The sequence below is a fragment of the Paenibacillus sp. EB106-06-01-XG199 genome (assembly GCF_058791575.1).
Genome location: NZ_JBYTDQ010000004.1, coordinates 491,470 through 515,959, shown reverse-complemented (window position 1 = coordinate 515,959; position 24,490 = coordinate 491,470). Strand labels below are relative to the sequence as shown.

The 24,490-nt window shown below is 44.7% G+C and carries 20 protein-coding genes; all 20 read left to right on the top strand.

Annotated elements, in window-relative coordinates; translation table 11 throughout:
• The first annotated feature begins 356 nt into the window (after positions 1-356).
• The 20 genes from AC3WT9_RS17320 to AC3WT9_RS17225 all read left to right on the top strand — a co-directional run bounded on the left by AC3WT9_RS17320 (position 357) and on the right by AC3WT9_RS17225 (position 24,472).
• Positions 357-1,334 carry a PHP domain-containing protein gene (locus AC3WT9_RS17320; RefSeq protein ID WP_341377668.1) on the top strand — a complete coding sequence of 326 codons (978 nt, stop codon included), beginning with the start codon at positions 357-359 and terminating at the stop codon, positions 1,332-1,334.
• A gap of 2 nt (positions 1,335-1,336) precedes the next feature.
• The gene (locus AC3WT9_RS17315) at positions 1,337-2,293 is read left to right on the top strand and encodes a PHP domain-containing protein (RefSeq protein ID WP_341377670.1); all 957 of its coding nucleotides are present in this window, start codon (positions 1,337-1,339) and stop codon (positions 2,291-2,293) included.
• 8 nt (positions 2,294-2,301) lie between these two features.
• Positions 2,302-3,648 (top strand): MATE family efflux transporter, encoded by a 1,347-nt coding sequence (locus AC3WT9_RS17310; protein ID WP_492407772.1) that lies wholly within the window; start codon positions 2,302-2,304, stop codon positions 3,646-3,648.
• An 11-nt stretch (positions 3,649-3,659) separates the two neighbouring features.
• Entirely contained in the window at positions 3,660-4,763 is a 1,104-nt protein-coding gene (gene phnW / locus AC3WT9_RS17305; protein WP_341377673.1) for a 2-aminoethylphosphonate--pyruvate transaminase, read from the top strand.
• Positions 4,764-4,781: 18 nt separating this feature from the next.
• On the top strand, positions 4,782-5,594 hold the full coding sequence (phnX, locus tag AC3WT9_RS17300) for a phosphonoacetaldehyde hydrolase (RefSeq protein ID WP_341090835.1): 813 nt from the start codon (positions 4,782-4,784) through the stop codon (positions 5,592-5,594).
• Positions 5,584-6,942 carry an aspartate aminotransferase family protein gene (locus AC3WT9_RS17295; RefSeq protein WP_341090837.1) on the top strand — a complete coding sequence of 453 codons (1,359 nt, stop codon included), beginning with the start codon at positions 5,584-5,586 and terminating at the stop codon, positions 6,940-6,942. The genes phnX and AC3WT9_RS17295 overlap by 11 nt, the downstream gene beginning before the upstream one ends.
• A gap of 127 nt (positions 6,943-7,069) precedes the next feature.
• Entirely contained in the window at positions 7,070-8,482 is a 1,413-nt protein-coding gene (locus tag AC3WT9_RS17290) for a type 2 periplasmic-binding domain-containing protein (protein ID WP_341090839.1), read from the top strand.
• Positions 8,483-8,583: 101 nt separating this feature from the next.
• Complete coding sequence (locus AC3WT9_RS17285) at positions 8,584-9,489, top strand: carbohydrate ABC transporter permease (RefSeq protein WP_341090841.1); 906 nt, start codon at positions 8,584-8,586, stop codon at positions 9,487-9,489.
• Between the two features lie 217 nt (positions 9,490-9,706).
• Positions 9,707-10,354, top strand: coding sequence for a carbohydrate ABC transporter permease (locus AC3WT9_RS17280; RefSeq protein ID WP_156130827.1), 648 nt, complete (start codon positions 9,707-9,709; stop codon positions 10,352-10,354).
• Complete coding sequence (locus tag AC3WT9_RS17275) at positions 10,351-11,445, top strand: ABC transporter ATP-binding protein (protein WP_341090842.1); 1,095 nt, start codon at positions 10,351-10,353, stop codon at positions 11,443-11,445. The genes AC3WT9_RS17280 and AC3WT9_RS17275 overlap by 4 nt, the downstream gene beginning before the upstream one ends.
• A 49-nt stretch (positions 11,446-11,494) precedes the next feature.
• On the top strand, positions 11,495-12,274 hold the full coding sequence (locus tag AC3WT9_RS17270; protein WP_038587416.1) for a DeoR/GlpR family DNA-binding transcription regulator: 780 nt from the start codon (positions 11,495-11,497) through the stop codon (positions 12,272-12,274).
• An 87-nt stretch (positions 12,275-12,361) separates the two neighbouring features.
• Positions 12,362-12,739 (top strand): hypothetical protein, encoded by a 378-nt coding sequence (locus AC3WT9_RS17265; RefSeq protein WP_341090843.1) that lies wholly within the window; start codon positions 12,362-12,364, stop codon positions 12,737-12,739.
• Positions 12,740-13,015: 276 nt separating this feature from the next.
• The gene (sigK, locus tag AC3WT9_RS17260) at positions 13,016-13,717 is read left to right on the top strand and encodes an RNA polymerase sporulation sigma factor SigK (protein ID WP_038587424.1); all 702 of its coding nucleotides are present in this window, start codon (positions 13,016-13,018) and stop codon (positions 13,715-13,717) included.
• 155 nt (positions 13,718-13,872) lie between these two features.
• Positions 13,873-14,193: a hypothetical protein gene (locus AC3WT9_RS17255; RefSeq protein ID WP_341377676.1), complete on the top strand. Its 321-nt coding sequence runs from the start codon at positions 13,873-13,875 to the stop codon at positions 14,191-14,193.
• Between the two features lie 120 nt (positions 14,194-14,313).
• Positions 14,314-15,318, top strand: coding sequence for a LacI family DNA-binding transcriptional regulator (locus AC3WT9_RS17250; protein WP_341090846.1), 1,005 nt, complete (start codon positions 14,314-14,316; stop codon positions 15,316-15,318).
• Positions 15,319-16,015: 697 nt separating this feature from the next.
• On the top strand, positions 16,016-16,912 hold the full coding sequence (locus AC3WT9_RS17245; protein ID WP_341090847.1) for an ABC transporter permease: 897 nt from the start codon (positions 16,016-16,018) through the stop codon (positions 16,910-16,912).
• A 36-nt stretch (positions 16,913-16,948) separates the two neighbouring features.
• Entirely contained in the window at positions 16,949-17,833 is an 885-nt protein-coding gene (locus AC3WT9_RS17240; protein WP_341090848.1) for a carbohydrate ABC transporter permease, read from the top strand.
• Positions 17,834-17,950: 117 nt separating this feature from the next.
• Positions 17,951-19,603 carry a type 2 periplasmic-binding domain-containing protein gene (locus tag AC3WT9_RS17235; RefSeq protein WP_341377677.1) on the top strand — a complete coding sequence of 551 codons (1,653 nt, stop codon included), beginning with the start codon at positions 17,951-17,953 and terminating at the stop codon, positions 19,601-19,603.
• Positions 19,604-19,721: 118 nt separating this feature from the next.
• Positions 19,722-22,199 carry a PfkB family carbohydrate kinase gene (locus AC3WT9_RS17230; RefSeq protein WP_341377678.1) on the top strand — a complete coding sequence of 826 codons (2,478 nt, stop codon included), beginning with the start codon at positions 19,722-19,724 and terminating at the stop codon, positions 22,197-22,199.
• Complete coding sequence (locus AC3WT9_RS17225; RefSeq protein WP_341377679.1) at positions 22,196-24,472, top strand: GH32 C-terminal domain-containing protein; 2,277 nt, start codon at positions 22,196-22,198, stop codon at positions 24,470-24,472. The genes AC3WT9_RS17230 and AC3WT9_RS17225 overlap by 4 nt, the downstream gene beginning before the upstream one ends.
• Positions 24,473-24,490 lie beyond the last annotated feature (18 nt).

Sequence of the window (24,490 nt, the reverse complement as noted above, 5' to 3'; positions counted from 1 at the left end):
AATGGTCTAGCAACCTTTTAGGTTTTTTTAGTTTGTACAAAGGTATGGCTGCTTGCTGTATTTATGATTACGCATAATATTGGACTAACAAAAGCAGAGTATGATTTAAAATATAATATTGATTGCTCTGAGAAACGGGAGACGTCCATAAAAGAACTCTTCCGTTTCTATTTTCATGTCCGTTTTTGATGACCGTAAGCCGCAATTTTATTAACGGATGATGAATTTTGTTAGCCCACTGTTAATTATAAGCGAATGGCTTGAAACGCTCTTACTTCAGGTTGTATGATCAAAATAACAACAGAAAACAAAATGAAAACACATGAAAACAACGTAAATTATTAGGAGGGCAAGTAATGATTAATAGAGTTTATTTAGACCGGGAAAAGACTAAATATAAAGGCAACCTGCATCTTCATACCACTTGGTCGGATGGCAGTTTACCTGCAGTACAAGTAGTAGAAGCTTTTAAAGCCAAGGGCTATCATTTCATTTCGATTACCGACCACGATATTTATGCCAGAACGGAAGAATTCAATACGGTTGACTTTGTCACTCTCCCAGGGATGGAACGAGGGGGATTAAACCAGGTTGCAGATAAAAATCCAGGCTACCATTTCGGTGTGTTAAATGATCCTACCGCAGATTCAGAGCTGGAAAGATTCGAACATTTAGAGCAGTTCCCGGTGCCGATTCCATGGGTAGGGGACCACTCGCCCCAACTGCTCATTGACGAAATGCGGGCGCACGGGAATTTGGTCATCTTCAACCATCCGGAATGGCACTTGACCCGATTTGAGGACATGGTTAAATATGATGGATTTTTCGCAATAGAGATTTACAACCATGCTACGGAGTGGTCGACTACAAGCTCTTATGGCGCAGCTTATTGGGATCATGCGCTGCAGAATGGTAAACGAGTATTCGGTATTGCCGCGGATGATTCTCACGAACATGATCCGAAATGGAGAATTCCTGAATACGGAGGAGGCTGGGTACAGGTGCAATCGACAGCGCTGAACCCAGAGGATCTTGTGAAAAGCTTGAAACACGGTGAATTTTATTCCAGCAGCGGTCCGGAAATTTACGATCTGCGAGTGGTGGACGGTGAACTTATGATCGAGTGCTCTCCCTGTAAATTTATTATGTTTAAATCTTTTCCCCAAAGAGGAGCTTTTTTAGGGGATTTTGAGTGCGGGGAGCCTTTGACCCAAGCGTCCATGGAGGTCGATAAGGATATGCAATATATTCGTGTGGAATGTATTGACTTCTCAGGGAAGGTGGCATGGTCCAACCCTGTATTTGTATCCGATTTGCTGCAGGGAGGAGAATAGCCATGAAGTCAAAAATCTATTTAGACGAGAGTAAGCGCAAATTTAAAGGGAATATCCATACCCATTCAACTCGCAGCGATGGGCAATATGCTCCTGAGGTTGTAATCGAAGCTTATAAGAATAAGGGTTATGACTTCATGTGTTTAAGCGATCATGAAATTTATTTCAAATCCGATAGCTATGACGACGAGAAATTTATCATGCTGGATGGTTATGAAATGGCATGTGAAATGAGCCGGAAAGAAACGGGCCAGCAATACCATATACACGGGCTTTTCGATAAATCGTTAGGCTCAGAATACGGATTCGAGCACGACGAAGAACATGCGAAGCCTGAATATAAAAGCTTGGATACGATTCAGACCCTGATTGAAGAGATGAGGCATAAAGGGAATTTAATTATTATGAATCATCCGGAATGGTCCAGAAACCGCGCTGAGGATTTGCTGAAGCTAGAGAACTATTTTGCGGTAGAAATCTATAATCACCAGTCCGAAATCGACGAAGCTGTGGGGTACGGCGTTCGCCATTGGGATTATTTACTGAAGAACGGGCGTAAAGTGTTCGGCGTGGCTGCCGATGATGCTCATGGAGGGCGAATAGATGAGGTCATCTCGGAATTTTTCGGTGGATGGATTTCGGTCGATGCGGACAAGCTGGAGCAGCAAACGTTGATCACGGCGCTAAAGAGCGGACAGTTCTATTCTTCACAGGGACCGGAAATTCTGGATCTGCGGGTAGAGAATGGCTTCTTGCAAATCAAATGCTCACCGGTAAAATTCATTAAGTTTATTACACATCCCAATAATGGGCGTGCGTTATATAACAAAGATGCTTCACCCATTACCAGCGGCGGGTTCAAGATAGAGGGTACAGAGCAATATATTCGCGTGGAATGCATTGATTTCGAAGGGAATATTGCCTGGTCAAATCCAATTTTTCCGGATGAGCTGCAATAGGGGCAGAGATGAGCGGTTCTGAATTTCGTAAAGATATGAAGAGGTTAGTCATCCCCTCCGTACTTCAAATGCTACTCGGGAATTCATTTTCTTTGATCAACACATTAATGGTCGGAGGATTAGGGGATACGGCGATTGCCATAACGGCTGCAGTGGGTCAAATCAGCTTTATTCTTGGGATGCTTCTTGCAGCGATTTATGGTATTTCAGCTTACATTACACAATTTTATGGAGTAAAAGACTTTGTAAATGTTAAAAAAGCATTTGCTCTTATGCTGATCTCAAGCATCCTCCTTTCATTGATTGTATTTATGCTTGTCTCTGTGTTTAAAGCGCCGTTAATCACACTTTTTATCCAGGATGAACCGGCAATCGCCTATGGCATTCAATATTTATCTGTGATCGTATTCGTTTTCTTAATTAATTCTATTAAAGATGCTTTTAGCAACGCATTGGGTTCGATAGGTAAGGTGAAGCTGACTCTGATTGTTGGGGTTATGGGTATGTTCGTCAATATTTTACTGGACTATGCACTTATTTATGGAAAGCTTGGTTTTCCTGTGTACGGTATTGTTGGAGCGGCCTGGTCAACCTTAATATCCTCTATGCTCAGCGCGGTTATTCTACTAGGTTACGTCTATTGGAACAAATATTATTTCAATGTCACGCTGAAAGAAATTCTTTCAATCCGCTGGGATTTCGCCCGGAAAATATACATAACCACACTGCCGCTCTTGTTCCATGAAGGGATGTGGTCGGTTGGCAATATGTTATATGCGGTAGCCTTTGGTCATTTAGGAGTGGCTGCTCTAGCAACTTACCAATTAGCGCTCACGTTTAACCGATATTTCATGATGGGAATTTTCGGGTTTGCGTACGCAGCCAGAGTCATGATTGGCGAGAAGTTAAGTCAAGTCGAATCGGGTGAATACCTTATCTATGCCCGTAAATTCACACGGATTGCCCTCTATTCGGGTGTAGTCGTTGGAGCTCTTATATTGCTGCTAAATCCGTACTTTGTACATCTATTCCCCAATATTAGCATTGAGGTGCGAACCTCCTTCCGGCATGTGATGGTCATTCAAGCTGTAGTGATGATCATGTTCTTCTTAAATAACCTGTGGATTGTCGGCATGTTCAGAGCGGGCGGCGATAACCTGTACACAATGAAGCTGGTATTAGTCACAACCTGGCTGATTGCACTGCCGTTAGTGTTTGTTGGAGTATATGTCTTTCACCTGCCCGTCGAGATCGTGTATATGCTGTTCGTATTCGAGGAAGTTGCGAAGGCTGGTTTTGGCTATTTCAGATACAGATCAAATAAGTGGGCAAGAAATCTTGTTCGAAATATGTAGGAGGTACTACGATGGGAGACCACTATTTATTATTAACACCGGGACCGTTATCCACAACACCTTCCGTCAAAGCAGTGATGCTGAAGGACTGGTGTACCTGGGATGACAGTTATAAACATATCGTTCAGTTGATTCGGAGCAAGCTGCTTCATATAGGCAGAGCATCGGAAGCCCGTTATACGTCAGTGTTAATGCAAGGAAGTGGAACCTTCGGAATTGAAGCAACGATTGGAACGGTTATCCCCCAGGATGGCAAACTCCTTATTCTGGCTAATGGAGCGTATGGCAAACGGATCGAGCAAATTGCGCGGATACTCGGAATTGGTTACCGAACTTTAGAATTCGCCCCGAGCCAAATTATTGATGTAGAGCAAGTGGATACCTTGATGAAGCAAGATCCAGCGATAACCCATGTTGCGTTCGTACATTGTGAGACAACGACAGGTATTCTTAATCCGCTCGAACAGCTGGTACAGACGATTAAGGGGCACGGGAAAATAGCTATTGTCGATGCCATGAGCAGCTTTGGAGGGATACCGGTAGAAGTTGAGAAGTGGGGCATTGATTACTTAGTCAGCAGCTCGAATAAATGTATTCAAGGCGTACCTGGCTTCAGCTTTGTTCTCTGTAACAAGGATGAATTGGCAAAGTGTAAGCACAATGCAAGGTCATTATCATTAGATCTGTATGATCAATGGCAAGTGATGGAGCAGGAGGAGGGGAAGTGGCGGTTCACCTCTCCGACGCATGTGGTACGGGCTTTCTCTCAGGCCTTAGTTGAATTAGAGGCAGAAGGCGGAGTCGAGCGGCGTTATGTCAGATATCTTGAGAATCAACAAACATTAGTTCATTTAATGGAAAGTGCGGGATTTAAAGCATACCTTCCCGAACCGCTGCAGTCACCGATTATCACTACGTTCAGGTATCCGGACTTTGAGCATTTCAGCTTTGAGTCTATGTATCTCTTTCTGAAGGAGCGAGGGTATGTAATCTATCCAGGTAAATTAAGCGACGTACAAGTATTCCGGATCGGTTCAATTGGCGATGTGCATCTAGAAGATATGGTGGGTTTGTGTGCGGCAATATTGTCCTATGCGACAAACAATGGGGAATGAATGGAGAGCGATTCGTTTATGAAAGTACAAGGACTAATATTGGACTGGGCCGGAACGACGGTCGATTATGGATGTATGGCTCCCGTGCATGTGTTCTTCGATATCTTCCGGATGATTGGGATCGAACCGGCGATGGAAGAAGTCAGAGCTCCAATGGGGTGCTTAAAATGGGATCATATCAAGATGATGCTGGAAATGCCGCGGATTCGCAGCCAATTTGAAGAAAAGATGGGGCGTCCATTCACTGACAGCGATGTGGATCAGCTGCACGATGCTTTTGAACCGAAGCTACTTGAAATCTTACATCGATTTGCTGAACCTATTGAGTATGTTGTCGATACCGTGAAGCAGCTTAGAAAGTCAGGGTTACGAATTGGCGGGACGACAGGATATAACGACACCATGATGCAAATTGTCGCAAGCAGGGCAGAGATGAATGGTTACGCACCAGATTACTGGCTGACTCCTGATTCTGTCCATGGCAGAGGGCGCCCGTATCCTTATATGATCTACGCGAATATGATTCATCTGGATATGGGCATGCCTTCTCAAATCGTAAAAGTAGGGGATACGAAGTCGGACATGCAAGAGGCAAGAAATGCCGGAGTATGGGCAGTTGGCATCGTTAAAGGCAGCTCCATATTAGGTTTGACGCAGGAAGAAGTGAATGAGCTGGAGCCGGCTGCTTTGAAGCTTCTAGTTGAAGCGGCCAAGCAGCAGTTTATCGAGTATGGAGCGCATGAGGTTATTGAGGATATGTCTCAGCTGCCTGGCCTCATTGAAACGATTAACAGCCGTTTGCTGGGAGGGGACAGCCCTCATGGATATTAAGGCTTATCAGAGAAGTGAAGGAGACATTAATCTATCGGCAGAACGCGAGCAATGGCAAGAAACGAATTTAAGCCGCCACACTAGAGATGTTCTAGAAGAAGACAGCCGCTACTTTCTGCATCAATCGATGTCAACGCCTTGTTTGAACGTAATTACAAATGCTGAAGGCATCTATTTAGAAGATCTGGACGGCCGGAAATATATGGATTTTCACGGTAACAGCGTGCATCAGGTTGGGCATAAGAATAGTTATGTTATTGATGCGGTCAAGAAGCAATTGGACGAGCTGTCTTTTCTGCCGCGGCGTTATACGAGTCCGGTTGCAGTTCAATTAGCACGCAAGCTCGTGGAGCTGGCACCTGGTGATCTGAATAAGGTGTTATTCACACCTGGGGGTACAAGTGCCATCGGAATCGCGATGAAGCTTGTTCGTAAAGCGACGGGAAACTTCAAGACCATTTCTACTTGGGACTCTTTCCACGGGGCAAGCCTAGATGCGATTTCTGTTGGAGGAGAAGGTGTATTCCGAAACCATATGGGACCCTTGCTGCCGGGAACAGAGCATATGATGCCTTATAATTCCTATCGCAGCTTCTATGGGAATTCCGATCCTGACGGCTCGAAAACCCTTGATTATCTGGAATACATGTTGAAGCGGGAGGCAGATGTCGGGGCAGTCATTATGGAGCCGGTACGCAGCACAGATGTACAGGTTCCGCCGAAGGCGTATTTCCAAAGATTACGTCAAATATGCGATGAATCCGGTGTTCTGCTTGTGCTGGATGAAATTCCAACAGCCCTCGGGAGAACCGGCAAAATGTTCGTTCATGAGCATTACGATATTGTTCCGGATATTGTGGTTATTGGCAAAGGGCTTGGGGGCGGATTATTTCCAATGGCGGGCATCATTGCACGTGAAGGCTTGGATGTGGCTCATGATATATCCCTCGGGCATTATACCCATGAGAAAAGCTCAGTAGGTTGTGCCGCTGCTTTGGCAACAATCGAATATATTGAGCAGCATGGATTGCTCGAGCATGCGGAGCGAATGGGAGTTTATCTGGAGCGGGAGCTGATGGCAATGATGAATAGACATGAAGTCATTGGGGATGTCCGGGTGATTGGAATGCTCGCTGCGATTGAGCTGGTTACCGATCGCCAAACGAAGAAAGAGGCGGTAGAAGGGGCAGAAAAGGTTATGTACCGCTGTATGGAGATGGGACTGAGCTTTAAGGTTTCTAATGGCAATGTGTTAACCTTGGTGCCGCCCTTAATTACAACTCAAGGGCAGCTGCAGCATGCCCTCCAGTGTATTGAAACGGCTATCTCGCAAGTGTTTCCACGATAAACAACATAAAAACATAATAAAACAACATAAAAACATATATTTAACGTGGAATTAATCCTCTTATTACACTCTATTCTTATACTAATATTGTACTGGATTATAAAAAATGGGATGAGGGGAAATGGAGATGCGGACCAAATTATCCATGCTATTTGTAGTATTACTAGGATTGACTGTGGTATTGGGAGCATGTAGTGCGAAGAATAATACGGGGAAAGAAACAGCTTCTGCAGCAGATGTTCAGAATAAAGCTAATGCACCGAAGGATGCCAAGACGAAAGAAATTATTAAAATCAGTGTAGGTGAGGACGATTACGGTGCCCGGATGTCAAACTATACAGCTGCTTTTAAAGCCTTAAATGAAGAGTTGACGGCACAAGGCAAAAATGTAGAAGTAGTTGCCGACATTTTGCCGGCTGTTGGTGATGATGAACTTGTTCTGCAAGCCCAAGCCGGCCAATACCGCGATATTTCAATGAATTCAAGCCTGGATATTGGCTGGGAACTGGATGCAGGACTTATTCAACCTATGGATTGGCTGAAGGAGTCAGAGGTATTCAAAACTCTTCCACAAAATCTATGGGATATCATGGAATACCAAGGGCATGTATATGGTGCAATTCAGGATATGGATGCTTCCCCTCTGTATATAAACAAAACTGCTTTAAAAAAGCTGGGTTGGTCGGATGCGGATATTGAAGGACTTCCGGATCGGGTGCTTAAAGGTGATTGGACGATGGCGGATATGCTGAACATCGCTGCTGAAGCTGTTGAGAAAAAGGTGACGAAGTACGGCTTGGTAAGTGATGGGCTGGACAACATCAGTGTTCAGGATATCAACAACCAAATGATGGGCTTTGAGCCATACGATCAGGAACAAAGTAAAGTGATTTTCGATAAAAAGGGCATTACAGATACTTATAGTTTTTGGGAGAAAGGAATTAAGAGTGGCGCCATTACGAAAGACTTTGCCGCATTGGAAGATGTGGGCTTCGGATATTATGTCAACGGGGATGTCATGTTTTTCATTGGAGGGACCGGTTCATACAATAGTATGAAAGAAGCTTATGGGAAAACGGATAAGGAATTCGAGGATTGGTTTTATGCAAACAGTACCTTTACTCTAATTCCGGCTGGAAGTAAGGGCGGGGAACCGGGTTCACTGGCCAATCCGCGTCTGTATTACGTCAGCTCCAAGGTAGATGAGAATAAAATGCCTTATGTTCAACGAATCATTGAATTGGCAATGGCTCCAAATTTACAAATGGACCACACCATAGCCTCAGGCAAACTGCCGGTAACAAAATCGGGACAAGAAGATCCGCGGTTTAAGGATTCCAGATTTCTACATGATGTAGCGTACATGCTGGATTATACCAAGGTACGTCCGCCGCATCTTGCTTACCCTGATTATTTGAAGCAGCAAATTAAAGGTCTTGAAGCAATCATGGTTAATGGTGCGTCGGCAGAAGAAGCCTATAAGTTATTCGAAGAAAACTATAAGCAAAATGTGGATCAGGACCAAGTCATTTTCAGATAGCCGGCAGCAACATTTTCGATAATAGATGAAACAACGGCTTGCATAGTGCAGGATTGTAGTCCTCCCTTTGCAAGCCGTACATATGAGAGAGGAAGGGGCCAATGAATTTAGCCAGATTGAAGAAAAAATCTTACCCCTATCTGTTTTTGGCGCCGTTTGCGATCTTAACTTTATTATTCTTTATCATTCCTGCATTTGCGACTATATGGATGTCTACAACAAATCTAGACCGTAAGATGAAGGCGGATTTCATCGGGCTGGGGAATTTCCGGCAGATCCTTGCAGACATTAATTTATTGCCGATCATTAAGATAACCCTGATTTACGTGTTTTTCTCCTTAATCCTTACCGTAGCCTTCAGCTTGCTCTTGGCAATTTGCACGCAGTATCTGGTGAAAAATAAAAGAATAGGTGCCCTTTATCGTGTCATATGGCTGATTCCGAGCACCATGCCTGGCTTAGTCTATGTTGTATTCTGGAAGTATATATTCAACCCGACACCAGGAGGATTTGCGAATAAAGTCATTATGTACTTTGGCCTGGAACAACCGGTATCCTGGTTCAATGAAGCAGGACTACTAATTATTATTGCTGCCGGAGTCATCTCAGGTGCCTCAGGTGGCATGATTCTGTTCTCGGCTTCGATCAATTCCATTCCCGAAGATGTATATAAAGCAGCAAGGGTGGATGGAGCCAAAGACCGTTCTATTATTAAGGACATCATACTTCCTGCATTAAAATGGCCGATTATGTACGTTACGGTGACTTCGACGATCGGATTGTTTGCAAGCTACAATTTTATTCTGCTTGCTACGGGAGGCGGCCCCGTGTTTGATACCACAACGTTAGCTCTCTATGGCTACCAGCAGGCCTTTAATCGGTTGGAGTATGGATATGGTGCTGCTATATCGGTTATAGTGGTCATTATTTCACTTCTGCTAACACTGTTGTTATTTAGGATATTTGATTTCAATAAACTGATTCGTCCTCCCCGGATAGAAGACTGACCATACTAGATAAGAGTGGTGAAACCCTGTGAGCTTATGGAAATTCAGCAAACGGAATATGATTCATTTCTTCATGGTCCTGTTAATGCTGCCTATCATTTTTATGATCATTTGGTTATTTGTATCGTCGGTATACAACTATAATTCAGGGAGATTGTCTTGGGAGAATTGGCAGTTTTTAAGGAGATCTTTTGTTCTTGAAGGAATTAGTTTTCCGATGATTTGGCCGATTGTGATGAATACGGTTGTATTTGGGCTGCTCATCACGGTGATTGACCTTCTGGTCGCGGTTCCAGCAGCGTATGCCTTTTCCAGGTTGAATTTTGTTGGCAAAGGATTTGCTTTGAAATTCCTGTTTATTATGGGGTCCTTTCCCGGAATTACATTATTGATTACAAGCTTCTTTATAATGATGTACTTAGGGCTGCTCAACACCGTATTTGCAGTTGTTGTGCTGTCGGCAGCAGGAATGATTCCTTGGCATGTGTATATTCTGAAGGGATTTTTTGATGAAGTCTCCTGGGACTTGGAATTCTCCGGCATGATCGACGGGTGCAGCCGGTTCAAATGTCTTTATCAGATTATTCTGCCGAATATGCTGTCGGGTATTTCAGCGATCGCCATTTATGCTTTTATGGGGGCTTACGGGGAATGGCTGCTAATCAAGCTGTTTATTTTCGATAACACCAAATTGACGCTTGCCGGTTACCTGGCCAAACTGATTTTTACAGATGATGATAAGGTTACAAATATTGGGCTAATTACAGCTATTGGACTCTTCTATACCATTCCAATCGGCATATTTTATCTATTCACCCAACGGACGATGATGAAGGTGACCATAGGAGGTTCCAAAGGCGTATGATAAAACTAGAGGGTATATCGAAGAAATTTGGCGATTCAACAGCGCTGGAGAATGTCAGCTTGGATATTAAGCGGGGGGAGTTTGTCGCGCTTCTAGGGCCATCCGGCTGCGGCAAGTCAACCACGTTAATGATTCTGGCCGGACTTCTGCAGCCTACGAGCGGAAAGGTGTATTTTGACGGGAAGATTGTAAATCATGTGGAGCCTAAGGACAGGGATATCGGGATGGTATTTCAAAGTTACGCGCTCTATCCGCATATGACTGTCCTTGATAATATTGCATTTCCATTAAAGCAACGGAAAGTGAAGAAAAAAGAACGTTATCAAAAAGCCCAAGAGATTGCTGCAATGCTGCAGATTGATCAATTGACAGACCGGATGCCAAGCCAGCTCTCAGGCGGACAGCAACAGCGGGTAGCGATGGCCCGGGCACTTGCTAAAGACCCCTTGTTCCTGCTGCTGGATGAACCTATGTCAAATCTGGATGCCCGCTTAAAGGTTGATGTCCGCGACGAAATCCGGCGCCTGCAGCTAAAACTGGGGATTACAACGATTATTGTGACCCATGATCAGGAAGAAGCGATGGCGGTGGCTGATAAAATCGCGATCCTGCAAAATGGTAAAATTCAGCAGTATGGTACACCGGATGAGTTATTTATGAAGCCTGTTAATTTGTTTGTCGCACACTTTATGGGGAATCCGCCAATGAACATCCTGAAATGTGATCTGCTCCGCAACGGAACTGAACGTGTTTTGCGTGGAGACGGCTTTGACTATAAGCTTTTATCGACTAAAAAATTGAATGCTGAATTTAAAGGAACAAAGGTAGCCTTAGGGGCAAGGCCTCATCATCTTCAGATTTCCAAAGTACAGCTGGAGAATAGTATTCCGGCGAAGGTCGTGCTGGTCGAACAGCTTGGGCGGGAGAAATTGATCAAGGTCATGTTGGGCGATAATGAAAACACGACGAATTTTATTCGTATATTAAGCCCTTCGGATCTGAATGTGTCGTATAATGAACGTATTTATCTTACACTAGACTCTGAGGCTATTCATATTTTCGATGAAGAAACCGGCAAGGTTATCACCTAAATGGAAAAAGAGTGTAGTTATACAATGCTAAAAAAAGGGAGGGAGCAAGTTGTCGCTTGCTGGGGAGGATAGAAAGATCAGTATTATGAATCTGCTTAATGAGAAGGGCAAAGTGATTGCCAGAGAGCTTTCTTTGCTCTTTGAAGTTTCAACGGAAACGATTCGAAGAGATCTCGATGAGCTGGAAAAAGAAAATAAATTAAAAAAAATATATGGCGGTGCAGTTAAGTTCAAGGTAGGAATGGAGCCTCCGCTTTATGAAAGAGAATTATTAAACGCTGAAGCTAAGAGCAAGATCGGGCTTCTCGCTGCGGAATTAATTGATCACAACGATGTGATTATAATAGATGAAGGAAGTACGGCTCTGCAAATTATTCATTTCTTAGAGGGCAAGCATAATGTAACGATATTGACCAACTCTATACCAGCGATGATGTTACTGATTGAAAACAAAAAACGCGGGGCCTTCGACGGTAAGATTATTTTGATAGGCGGAGAAGTCAACGTAAAACACTTGCGGGTATCCGGTCCGATTGCTGAGAAAATTATGGAGGATTTCTATGTCAATAAATCCTTTATTTCTGTGGATGGTGTTTCCTTGGAGTATGGGATAACAAGCTATGACTACGAGCAGGCGGTACTGACCAGGGAATTAATTCGTTGTTCAGAGACAGTGATTGTAGTTGCAGATGAGTCGAAAATCGCTAAACGAACATTAGCCAAAATTGTTGATTTTCATGAGGTGCATGTGATCGTTTCCGACCAAGCGCCTCCAAACGGTTGGATTCCGAAGCTCAAGGATAGCGACGTCAGATGGATCCATCCTTAGGGGTTATCTTTGCTGGATTGAATTGAAAATCATAAGTTTTTAATTTACAAAGGGTTATGGTGTGAGTTTCAACGAAAGGAGTTTATTATGAAACAGGATTGGAAAGCGGTTCAGATCATCATAGTAATCTTAATAGTAACAGATGGATTTAAAAATTTTTATAATTTAACAAGTGCAACCCATTCAATCGGTTTCAACACTTCTTTAACAACCTCTTTCTACTACTTCCCATTTATTGTGCTATCAGTGTGTTTAATACTTTCTATTGCTTTATTTTTTATTACAAAAAGAAATAGGTTTTACAGATTGTCAAGTGGGTCTATTCTTTTATACGGCTTATATACAATTATTTTCACTCTGGTGACATTATCACCTTCAATCAGTGATTACTGGTACATTATGATTATAGGATTAATGTTGGGATTCATCGAATTTACTGTCGGCAAAAAAATGCTCAAAAACTGATTGCAAACTTGGCAAGTGGAGGTATACTAACGTTGATGCTAATGATTTCATTTGCGACGCGGATTGTACACGGGAGTCGTGTTGACGCACGGCTCTTTTATATTCTTATCTTATCACACCAAAGAGTATACCTAAAATCCCTGTTATAATAGCCCGTACCTATTTCCCCCGTACAGGCACTTCTAGGCATCTACCCACATACAATAAAAGGACCATGAACCCGTAGTTCTCATTGCTGATCGGTTTCATTGTACATGTGCGGGAGGTGTCGCCAAGTTGCCAGGAATCATAAGCACGATAGCGCTACTGATCAAAGAACTGACGCTGCTGGTATCGTACGTAAGAAACAATGCTTTTCCCCAGCCGCTCTCGGAGCAGGATGAAAGCAAATACTTAGGGATGATGGCTGAGGGCGACGCTAAGGCTCGTAACTTGCTAATCGAACACAATTTGCGTTTAGTTGCCCACATAGTAAAAAAATTCGACAATACAGGGGAAGATATGGAGGATCTCATCTCCATCGGCACGATCGGACTGATCAAGGCCATTGAAAGTTACCGTCCGAACAAGGGCACGAAGCTCGCGACCTTTGCAGCCCGCTGTATTGAAAACGAAATCCTGATGCATCTCCGTTCACTTAAAAAGACCCGGAAGGATGTATCCCTTCACGATCCGATTGGGACTGACAAAGAAGGTAATGAAATTACCCTGATTGATATCCTCGGTTCCGAGGCAGATGATGTTATTAAGGAAGTCGACCTTAAAATCGAGAAGAGCAAGATCTATCGCAACCTTGATATATTGGATGAACGTGAGAAGGAAGTCGTCGTCGGCCGCTTCGGGCTGGATACCGGCGGTGAAGAGCGGACGCAGCGGGAGATTGCGAAGGATCTGGGGATCTCGCGGAGTTATGTGTCTCGGATTGAGAAGAGAGCGCTGATGAAGCTTTATCATGAGTTTTATAAGGCGAAGCGGTGAGATCACAAGCTACAAGGTAGTACTGATAACAATAGAGTGTATAGGAAGCGACTTGTCTGCGGATGAGTTGCTTTTTTGTTTTAGTCGCTGCTCATATTCGTCCATACTTGTGTGCGATACACCGTATGTGCTTAATATGTTCAGGGGCATGGTTGATGAATTATAAATATACAATAGAGTCTTTCGCAGAGGAAGTGAGACATTCATACCGGGAATATGTGACTCCTTACGGGGGGCTGATTCCGGCGATTCCGTACGATGATATCAAACTGGACCACCGCTTGCTTGTAAACGACAAGCACCGTCCGCAATACCATATCAGTCCTCCGCAACATTGGATGAACGAACCGCACGCGCCAATCTACTTTAATAGGCATGATCCGCATGGCCCGTATTTGCATACGCTTCATTGGGGCCATTGGGTTATCAATGACCTAGCACAGTCATCAAATCACCCGAATGACAATAATATTTGACAAAAGCTTCTAGTGAAAATATATTATATAGTAAGTAATCGTTTACTTCAATGAACACAGTGGGAATAACAATTGAGGTATCGGATATGCTTAATGCGAAACGAGACAGGTGTAATGTAGATGACTGAAAAAAAGAATGTCAGTATCAAAGATGTGGCTTTAAGGGCTAATGTATCTACAGCTACTGTTTCCCATGTCATTAACGGAACGCGGTTTGTATCCAATGAGACGAAACAGAAAGTGAATCTTGCAATGAATGAGTTGAACTTTCGAATCAATTCGGTAGCCCGCTCATTGCGCAGCCGCAAGTCGTATATTATTGCGTTTCTTGCACCGATCCTTGCTTCAGAAACTTCCAACTTTTACTTTATGTCGGTAGCAGCCGGAGTTCAAAGCGTATTGAAACAAAGGGGCTATCACCTGATCTTGAATGACTCCAGTGACAATGTGGAAGTGGAAAATAAAGAAATCGGGATGTTTGATTCACAAATGATTGACGGACTGATCGTGGCTCCGGCCAGCAGGGATTGCGATTACGAGCGTTTGTTCGGAGATTATCCAGTGGTCTATATTGATAGAGTCCCTAATCAGTGTGAACGAGATTCCGTACTCATTGACAACAAAAGTGCGACTAAGGAAGCAATGCAAAAGATTCTGGACAAAGGCCACCAAAAAATTGCTTTTCTATCCGGCCCCCTTTCGGTTACGACAACGATTGAACGGTATGAGGGGTATTCTGAAACGTTGGTGAGCGCAGGTCTTAAATTGGATGATTCATTGATTCGCTTTGGAGATGTGAGCTTTGAGAACGGATACAGAAACATGGGGGATCTGCTGGAGATGAATCCAACAGCTATTTTTGTAACGGATAATGTGATGGCAATGGGCGCGATGACGTATCTGCAAGACCATTCGATTCGTATACCGGACCAGTTAGCCGTTGTTGGCTTTGATGATTTTCAGTGGACCCGGGTCACTCATCCCCCGTTAACCGTTATCCAACAGCCATCGTTCCAGCTTGGTGTAAAAACTGCCGAAGTGATATTACAGAGAATTGAGGACGGCACTTCTGGAAAAGAGGAACATCGCTTAAAAGCCAATTTCCTGGTCAGACAATCGCTCTGACTTTTTTTTGAAAATAAAGTAAACGATTACGCAAACAATTAACTCTTTCGCTATCAGGAGATTTCTTAACAGGTGTTTTCTCCTCAGTGTAAAGAGTTTTTTTATAAAGGTAATGTAAGCGTTACCATTGCATTATTTTCTTTGCTGTAATTCAATCTGAGAGGGGGTGATGTATACCGCATAGTACATTTATTATGGTAAATTCAATTTTTAATGCTTGAAGGGAAACGATTAAAAGTTCATTGCCAAGTATTGGTGGAAAATATTAAAGGGATACGGATAATGGTTAGTGTGCTTGCTGCTTTGTTAATGATGCCTTATGGGATCTATCACCTAAAGTTGAAGCTGCGGCCAAAGGTTTTATAAATAAACCGAACAGGGAGCTATTCCCTGACCGTTTTTCATTGAATGAACCAAATATTGAGCAATCGGAAGAAGAACTTCAAGGGGAAGAAAATTTATTGACAACGCTATCAAAAACAAATAAAATCAATTGTATAAAAACGATTACGTAAACGATTACTCGTCTTTGTAATCAGGGTTTTGGCAAGTGTGGCTATACTAAAAACAAGTTCGTTTATTTTAAATAATCGGAGCACATGTCAACTTTACCATTTGGAGCGGGGGAGCTTACAAAATTATAGAAAAAGCTCTTTTCTATTACGTAATCGTTTACCTTGGAGATGGAGGAAAATACATGCTTGGGAAAATGAAAAAGAATTATGAATTGTATTTATTGATTTTAATCCCAATAGCCTATTTTACAGTTTTTAAGTATTGGCCTATGTATGGGGTACAAATCGCTTTTAAAGACTTTGTAGCTTCCAAAGGGGTTTGGGGCAGTGAGTGGGTAGGGTTAGAACATTTTCAACGCTTTTTTGAATCGTACAATTTTAAGCAAATCGTAGGAAATACTATTTTGCTAAGCTTGCTCAATTTGGCTATAGTTTTTCCCTTCCCCATTATTGTAGCCATTATGCTGAATCAATTGAGACAGCAGAAGATGAAAAAGTTCATTCAAACTGCGATTTACGCCCCGTATTTCATTTCAACTGTCGTATTGGTCGGAATGCTGTTCATCTTCCTGTCCCCTACCAGCGGGTTGGTTAATCATATTGTAACCGCCTTCGGCGGCGAACCGATTATGTTTATGGGCGAGGAGAAATGGTTCAGGCCTCTGTACATATTCTCATCCGTTTGGCAGGAAACCGGATTTGCGTCAGTTATATATTTGGCTGCCCTAGCAGGGATCGACCCCCATTTGCATGAAGCGGCTGTTATGGATGGTGCTTCCAAGTGGCATCGAATTCGTCATATTGATTTACCGGGTATTGCTCCTACCATTATTGTTTTGTTCATCATGGCTGTAGGAAATCTAATGAACGTCGGGTTTGAAAAGGCATTTCTTATGCAGACTGATTTGAATGTCGCTACCTCCGAAATTATTCCGACTTATGTATACAAGGTGGGGATTCAGCGAGCGGAATACAGCTTTTCGGCTGCAATCGGACTGTTTAACTCCGTGATAAACCTAATACTACTGGTCATTGTGAATAAAACAACTAAAAAAATAAGCGGCAAGGGCTTGTTTTAGGCGTGAAGAACGCTTGCTAAGAGGAGGAGAGAAACCATGTTAAAGAGAAAAACGAAATCGGATCTGGCATTTGATATAATCAATTATTTGTTTTTAGGCTGCTTCACTTTAATGATTCTGTATCCCTTATATTTTATAGTGATCGCTTCCATCAGTGACCCGAACAAGATTTATTCCGGTGATGTATGGTTATTACCGCAAAATATAACCTTTGACGGATATAAAAGAATTTTCAGCGACAGTTCAATATGGAACGGCTATAAGAATTCCATTCTTTACGCGGTGCTGAATGGATTTGTCAGCACAGCTCTCGTCATTATGGCGGCTTATCCGCTTTCGAGGAAAGATTTTTACGGCAGAAACGCAATTATGACCTTTTTCATCATTACAATGTTCTTTAATGGCGGCATTATTCCTACTTATCTGGTTGTAAAGGATCTGCATTTGATGAACTCGATGTGGGCAGTCATTCTCCCTGGTGCAATGGATGCATTCCTGATTATCATTGCAAAAACCTTCTTCGAGGAATTGCCTGAAGAGCTGAGAGAGGCAGCCGCCATTGATGGAGCGAGGAATCTTAGATATTTATGGAGCATTGTCCTTCCCTTATCTAAACCGATTATTGCAGTTCTTGTCCTCTTCGCTGTCGTACGCCAATGGAACGGATTCTTCGATGCTCTAATCTACTTGAGTGATGGTGATAAGTTTCCGTTGCAACTGGTTCTTCGCAACATTCTAATCCAAAGCCAACCATCCGGGAATATGCTTATGGATATTGATAACATGCTGGCCAAACAGCGTGTGACGGAATTGATCAAGTTCGGAGTTATTATCGTTTCCGCAGTTCCGCTGCTAGCCTTATACCCATTCTTGCAAAGATATTTTGTCAAAGGAGTAATGGTGGGTTCGGTGAAAGGATGAGACCTAGCTTGTCAGATATTCGTTAAGGAGGTGTTGTGAAGCTGGATTAGAATGGGACTGGCTAATCCCAAATCAAGAAGTATGAAATAAGCAGATTTAACAGGGAGGTTAAGAAGAATGAACAGAAAAGCTGTGGGTCTATTGGCAGCAATGATGGCCGTTTCCGTGTTTGCTACGGCATGTAACAGTAACAATGAAAGCAACAATGGTAAGACAGGTACGAATACAGAGAATAGCGGAAATCAAGCGGATGACAATGCATCCATTCAGTTTCCGCTGAAAGAAAAAACCACCTTAAAGGTGGTTGCACGCAGAGCTCCGCTGGCGCCAAGCGATTATAACGAAATGACCATGGCTAAAAAACTTGAGGAAATGTCAAATGTTCATATCGATTGGAATACCATTGTCGAGACAGATTACAACGAGAAGAAGAATCTGCTCATAGCAAGTGGCGACTTGCCTGAAATGTTCTTCGGAGCCGGGTTCACAGATACAGAGCTGATGAAATACGGTGAGGACGGCACCATTATACCTCTAAATGATCTGATTGACAAACACATGCCTAACTTGAAAGCATTGTTCGACAAGAGACCCGATATCAAAGCCATTGCTACTGCCCCAGACGGCAATATTTATTCCCTTCCTGCGGGTGAGGAGTTAGGCACCGGACAAGAAGAGATTGGTGCTAATCCGGATTTTCTCTATATAAATGAGGATTGGCTGAAAAAGCTGGGACTGAAAATGCCAACCACTCTGCAGGAATATCATGATGTATTGCTTGCCTTTAAAACCAAAGATCCGAATGGCAACGGAAAAGCAGATGAAATTCCATTATCCTTCGTCAATGCATTCTGGACGGGAGATATCGGTTATCTGTTCGGAGCCTTCGGTGTACCAGACAAAACCTATCAACCTGCTAACAACGCCTACGCTGAACATTTAAATGTGGACAATGGCAAGGTTTCCTACGCAGCTATTCAAGATGGATACAAAGATGCTGTAAACGAGATCGCGAAATGGGTGAAAGAGGGGCTTGTTGATCCGGAATCCTTCACCCAAGAATATACACAATATTATGCAAAAGGGAAGTCGGAGAAGGAAACCCTAGGCTCTTTTCTCTGGTGGGATCATACGGACGTAGTGGGTCCTGAACGTGACAAACATTATCCGATCGTCCCTCCGTTTAAAGATATGGTTGTCAAATGGAACAGTGGTTCCGCACTTTCTAGAGGAGGTTCTGTTATCACGAAAGAAGCAAAAAATCCGGCATTGATTGCTGCATGGCTGGATTTGTTGTACAAACCGGAAACCACAGCCGAAGTCCGTTGGGGCCCTATTGGCGAATGGTTTGAGAAATCTGCCGATGGCAAGCTGATACAGAAGTCTGATATCAGCAATCCGGGTGAGTTCCGTCAAAAAGTATCACTTGGTGGAGGCGGTGTATTCACTGGTGAAGACTTCGAAAACATTGCACCTCCGGAAGCACGGGCACAGCAAAGACTGGATGATATCAAAAATATTTTTGTACCGCAAATGCAGAAGGAGAAATACCCGAATATCTTCTTTACAGAAGACGAGTTGAAGACTATTGAAAAGCTGAAACCAGAGATACAAACTTATACGAACTCCATGCGCGCTAAATTCATGTTGAAAGGGGTTTCTGATTCCGAGTGGAGCGATTACCTGGCCTCGCTTAAAGATATGCGGTTGGACGATTTGATGAAGATATATCAAGAGGGGTATGACCGTTATCTCGCAGCCCTGAAATAAAATTTGATAGGTAAGGCATGTAGCAAGCCTGAATGAGATGCCTTCAATCGGCTTGCTACATATGTTTTTCGGATTAGAATCCTATATATAAATGATGGACTAGGGGTGGAGAAACCATATGGTTGATATAACAGCAATAGGTGAAGTACTGATTGATTTTACTCCTGCAGGCTTGTCCGAAAAGGGGGAGCAGCTATTTGAATGCAATCCTGGCGGCGCCCCTGCGAATGTGGTTGTGGTGTTGTCCAAGCTTGGAAGATCCACGGCAATTATCGGTAAAATCGGTGAAGACCAATTTGGGGAATATCTTACCCGGGTTTTGCGGGAAAATGGTGTGGATACAAAGGGTTTGGTGAAGGAAAAACAAGCCAATACAACGCTGGCTTTTGTCCATCTGAAAGAAGACGGCGACCGTACATTCAGCTTCTACCGCAACCCTGGTGCTGATATGCTTCTGGGAATTGATGATATTGACCTGGAACAGATCAAAGATACGAAAATCTTTCATTTCGGCTCCGTATCTATGACTCATGAGCCTTCTGCGAGTGCAACCCTAAAAGCGTGTACCCAGGCGAAAGAGAATGGAGCTCTCATTTCATTTGATCCCAATCTGAGACCTGCGCTTTGGAAGGATTTGGAGCAGGCGAAAATCAAGATCAAAGAAGGGCTTGCTCTTGCGGATATTGTTAAAATCTCGGAAGAGGAACTTGAGTTTATTACCGGTCTCACGGATTTGGAAGAGGGTACCCATCAAATTCAGACACAATTCAAGGTGAAAGTGATCCTGGTGACCAAGGCTGAAAAAGGGTGCTTCGTTCGGTACGGCTCCGGCTCTAAATGGGCTGATGTGCCAGGGTTCAAAGTTCAAACCGTTGACACCACCGGAGCGGGAGATGCATTCCTGGGCGGGTTCCTCTATCAGCTGCTTGAGAGAGGGGGCAGTATGGACCAGATCAGGGATCAGGACTGGATCCCTATTGTCCGCTTCGCCAACGCGGTGGGTGCTTTGGTAACGACACAAAAGGGAGCCATTCCGGCCATTCCAACCTATAAGGAGATTAATAAACAAATTCAATCAACGGGCACAGATTTGTTCATAGAATCCTACAGACCGCAATTCCATTACTCACCACCGGCAATGTGGATGAATGATCCGAACGGTATGGTTTACTTTGAAGGGGAGTACCATTTGTTGTACCAGCACCATCCAGAAAGCACCGTATGGGGTCCTATGCACTGGGGACATGCGGTGAGCAAGGATTTGGTGAACTGGGAAACACTTCCTGTTGCCATGTCACCGGATCATAACGGTGCCATTTTCTCCGGGAGCGCAGTTGTGGATTGGAAAGATACCAGCGGATTCTTTGAAGGCGGGTCCGGCTTGGTGGCCATATTCACCCATGCGGATATATACCCGGATTCAGACAGACCGAGGCAGCGCCAAAGCTTGGCGTACAGTAAGGATAAAGGCAGAAGCTGGACGTTTTACACGGGAAATCCGATCCTGTCCGATGTCGAAATCACCGACTTTCGTGATCCCAAAGTCTTCTGGATGGAGGAAGCCGGCGTCTGGGTAATGGTACTTGCGTGTGGCGATCATATCCGTTTTTATCGATCTGCTAACTTGAAGGATTGGGATTTTGCCAGCGAATTCGGGAAGTCGGATGGTTCACATTACGGTGTGTGGGAATGTCCGGATTTATTTGAATTATCAATAGATGGATCCAATCAGAAAAGGTGGGTATTGATCGTCAGTATCGGAGACAATCCGGATTATCCAGAAGGCTCCAAAACCCAATATTACATCGGAAGCTTTGATGGCTGGGAATTTGTAAATGATAATGCTCCCGATACGGTGCTGTGGCTGGATGAGGGACGGGATAATTACGCGGCAGTGTCTTGGTCGGACATTCCGGAAGAGGACGGACGGCGCGTGATCATCGGATGGATGAACAACTGGAGGTATGCCAACCAGGCGCCTACTGCTTCCTGGCGGGGTGCAGCGACTCTTCCCCGCGTGTTGTCGCTGACCAGCCGGAATGGCAGTGTAGTTCTTACTCAAATGCCTGTCCAGGAAGTAGAGCAGCTGCGGAAAGAATCACACTCCTGGAGTGATGTAGCGGTTACACCTGAGGTCTCTTTTATTCACAAGACTAATGAGGATCTGCTGGAGATTGAAGCGAACATCGATATCCGCTCCGGAGACGAGGTTCATATCCAATTGAAGTCCTCCGGGCAGACTGCGACCATTATCGGATATGACCCTGTGCGCGAATGGCTTTTCATCGACCGGTCCAAATCGGGTCTGACTGATTTCAACCCGTCATTTGCATGCAAGCATGGCGCTAGAGTTGTTCCGGAGAATGGGGGCATTAAGTTGCGTATCTGGCTGGACCGCAGCGCGGTTGAAGTGTTTGCGAATGACGGGCTGGTTGCGCTGACAGATCAAATTTTCCCGGATGACCCGATCGACAATGTTTGGATAAGCACGGAGTCAGGGAGAGCTGAACTGAACTCGCTTCATATCCATACGCTTAGTTCCATTCATAAGCCCGAAGGCTGCACAGAGCAGATATCAAGGAGGGTTAATGTATGAGCAAAATCATCGATAATCACGGGCTAATGATGTACTGGGCCTTTGATGAAGGGGCTGGAGCAAGCGCTCTCGAGAGCGTATCCCAGGTCGAGGATGACATTCAGTATGTATTTAACCAAGCGGAGTTTACCGAACCCTGTCCTCCGCAGTGGAGACAAGGAGCAATGGGAAACGGGCTCCTGTTCGACGGGTACTCGACTTATATTGCCCATCCGGTCAACGAGGGAGATACTAATGGCGGGCCGCAATATCTTTCTTCCCTAAGCATCGGAGTATGGGTAGCCCCCCGTTCCTATGAATGGGGGGAAGGGGGCAAACTGGCCGCCCTTGTGAACCGCTACAACGTGGATCGCAAGCAGGGGTATCTGCTCGGCATGTTTCGTCACGGCTCCTGGTCCTTCCAAGTCGGACTGGAAGGAGGGGACTGGAAAGAGCTGTGGTCTCCTGAAGGCTATGAACTTCCCAAAAATGAATGGTCTTATGTAAATGCCGTGTTCGATGGGGAGCAAGGCGAAATCAAACTGTATTTGAACGGCAGTGAAATCGCTTCGGCTGACCTGCCACGCGGTTCCCGCCTGGCTGAAGCTGCGGACACGGATGTGCTCATCGGCAAGAATAATCACAGCACCCTTCTGGCGGAAGTGTACAGTCTTCACATGTTCAGTGGTATGCTCGATGAACTCAAGATTTATAATGGTGCCCTAAGCGCGGAAGAGGTGGCCGCTTCATATCGGCAAGTGCTGGATTCCCACGGAGGAGTGCAGCCGCAATTAAAGTACGATGATATCAAGCTCGACCGAACGCCTCTGCTGGCGGACCGGCACAGACCGCAATATCATGTCAGCCCGCCGGCCCATTGGATGAACGAGCCCCATGCGCCGATCTATTTTGACGGGCAATATCACTTGTTCTATCAGCATAACCCGCTTGGGCCGTTCTTTCATCAGATTCATTGGGGACATTGGGTAAGTAAAGACTTGGTGCATTGGCGTGATCTGCCCGTGGCCTTGGCACCCGAGAAGGATCAACTATCACCCGACGGGGCTTGGTCAGGAAGCGCCACCTATGATGCAGACGGCCTGCCTGTTTTGTTCTTTACAGCTGCCAATGACAGTGCATCGCCGAATCAGAGTGTGGCGCTCGCCCGCAGCACCTATTCCCGGGATAAGGACCCGGATCTGGTTCAATGGGTCAAACATCCGGAGCCGCTCATTGTACAGAAGAAGGGGATCGGTGCATTCGGAGATTTCCGTGATCCTTTTGTGTGGAAGGATGATGACGGCTGGTATGCTCTGGTTGGGTCCGGGATCGAAGGCGGAGGCGGAGCAGCATTGGCGTTTGCCTCGCAGGATATGCTGAATTGGACGTACAAAGGGCCATTTTTTGAAGCAGATATTCAGAAGTTCCCTTATCTTGGGCCTATCTGGGAGCTCCCTGTATTTCTTCCTCTGGGCAGTGACAAGCAAGGTGTGAGCAAGTATCTCCTGCTGGTCAGCCCTGTGGGAAAGGGAGCTGATGTCGAGGTGTTCTATTGGATGGGGCAGCTTGACAAGCAAAATCTATCGTTCCTTCCAGATCAAGAGGAGCCGCAATTGATTGACGTCGGCGATTTCCATTTTACCGGCCCAAGCGGTATGGTAGATCCGAAAACTGGCAGAAATATTGTATTCACAATTGCCCAAGGTGACCGTACGTCCGAGCTGGAATATAAATCGGGCTGGGCTCATAACGGAGGTTTGCCGTTAAGCGTGTATTTAAGAGATGACGGGCGATTGGGAATAGAACCGATTCAGGAGCTTCAATCTCTGCGGGGCACCAAGCGGCTATCCTTCCAAGACAAGTCATTGGCTGAAGCTAATGTGCTGCTGGGGGATGTACAAGGCGACATGCTTGAGATTCAACTGGAGATTAAACCAGGCAGTGCTACCCAATTCGGAATCAAGGTTCGCAAATCACCGGATGGGGAAGAAGAAACCCTGTTGTATTATGATCTCAATCAGACCATGCTCTTGGCCGACCGGACAAAAACGACACAACATCCGGGAGAAAAATGCAGCGGGGTTCAGGGTGGTAAGCTGGAGCTGCTGGGAGAAAATCTGAAGCTGCACATCTATTTGGACCGCTCCATGGTCGAAGCGTATGCCAACGGATTGAAAAGTCTGACGACCCGGGTGTATCCGAGCCGCAAGGATGCTCTGGGACTTGAGATCTGGGGCGATGGGGAACCGCTGGTTAAGTCCATGGAAATATGGGATATGCAATCCATATGGTAACGTGAGCGCCTAGGCGCT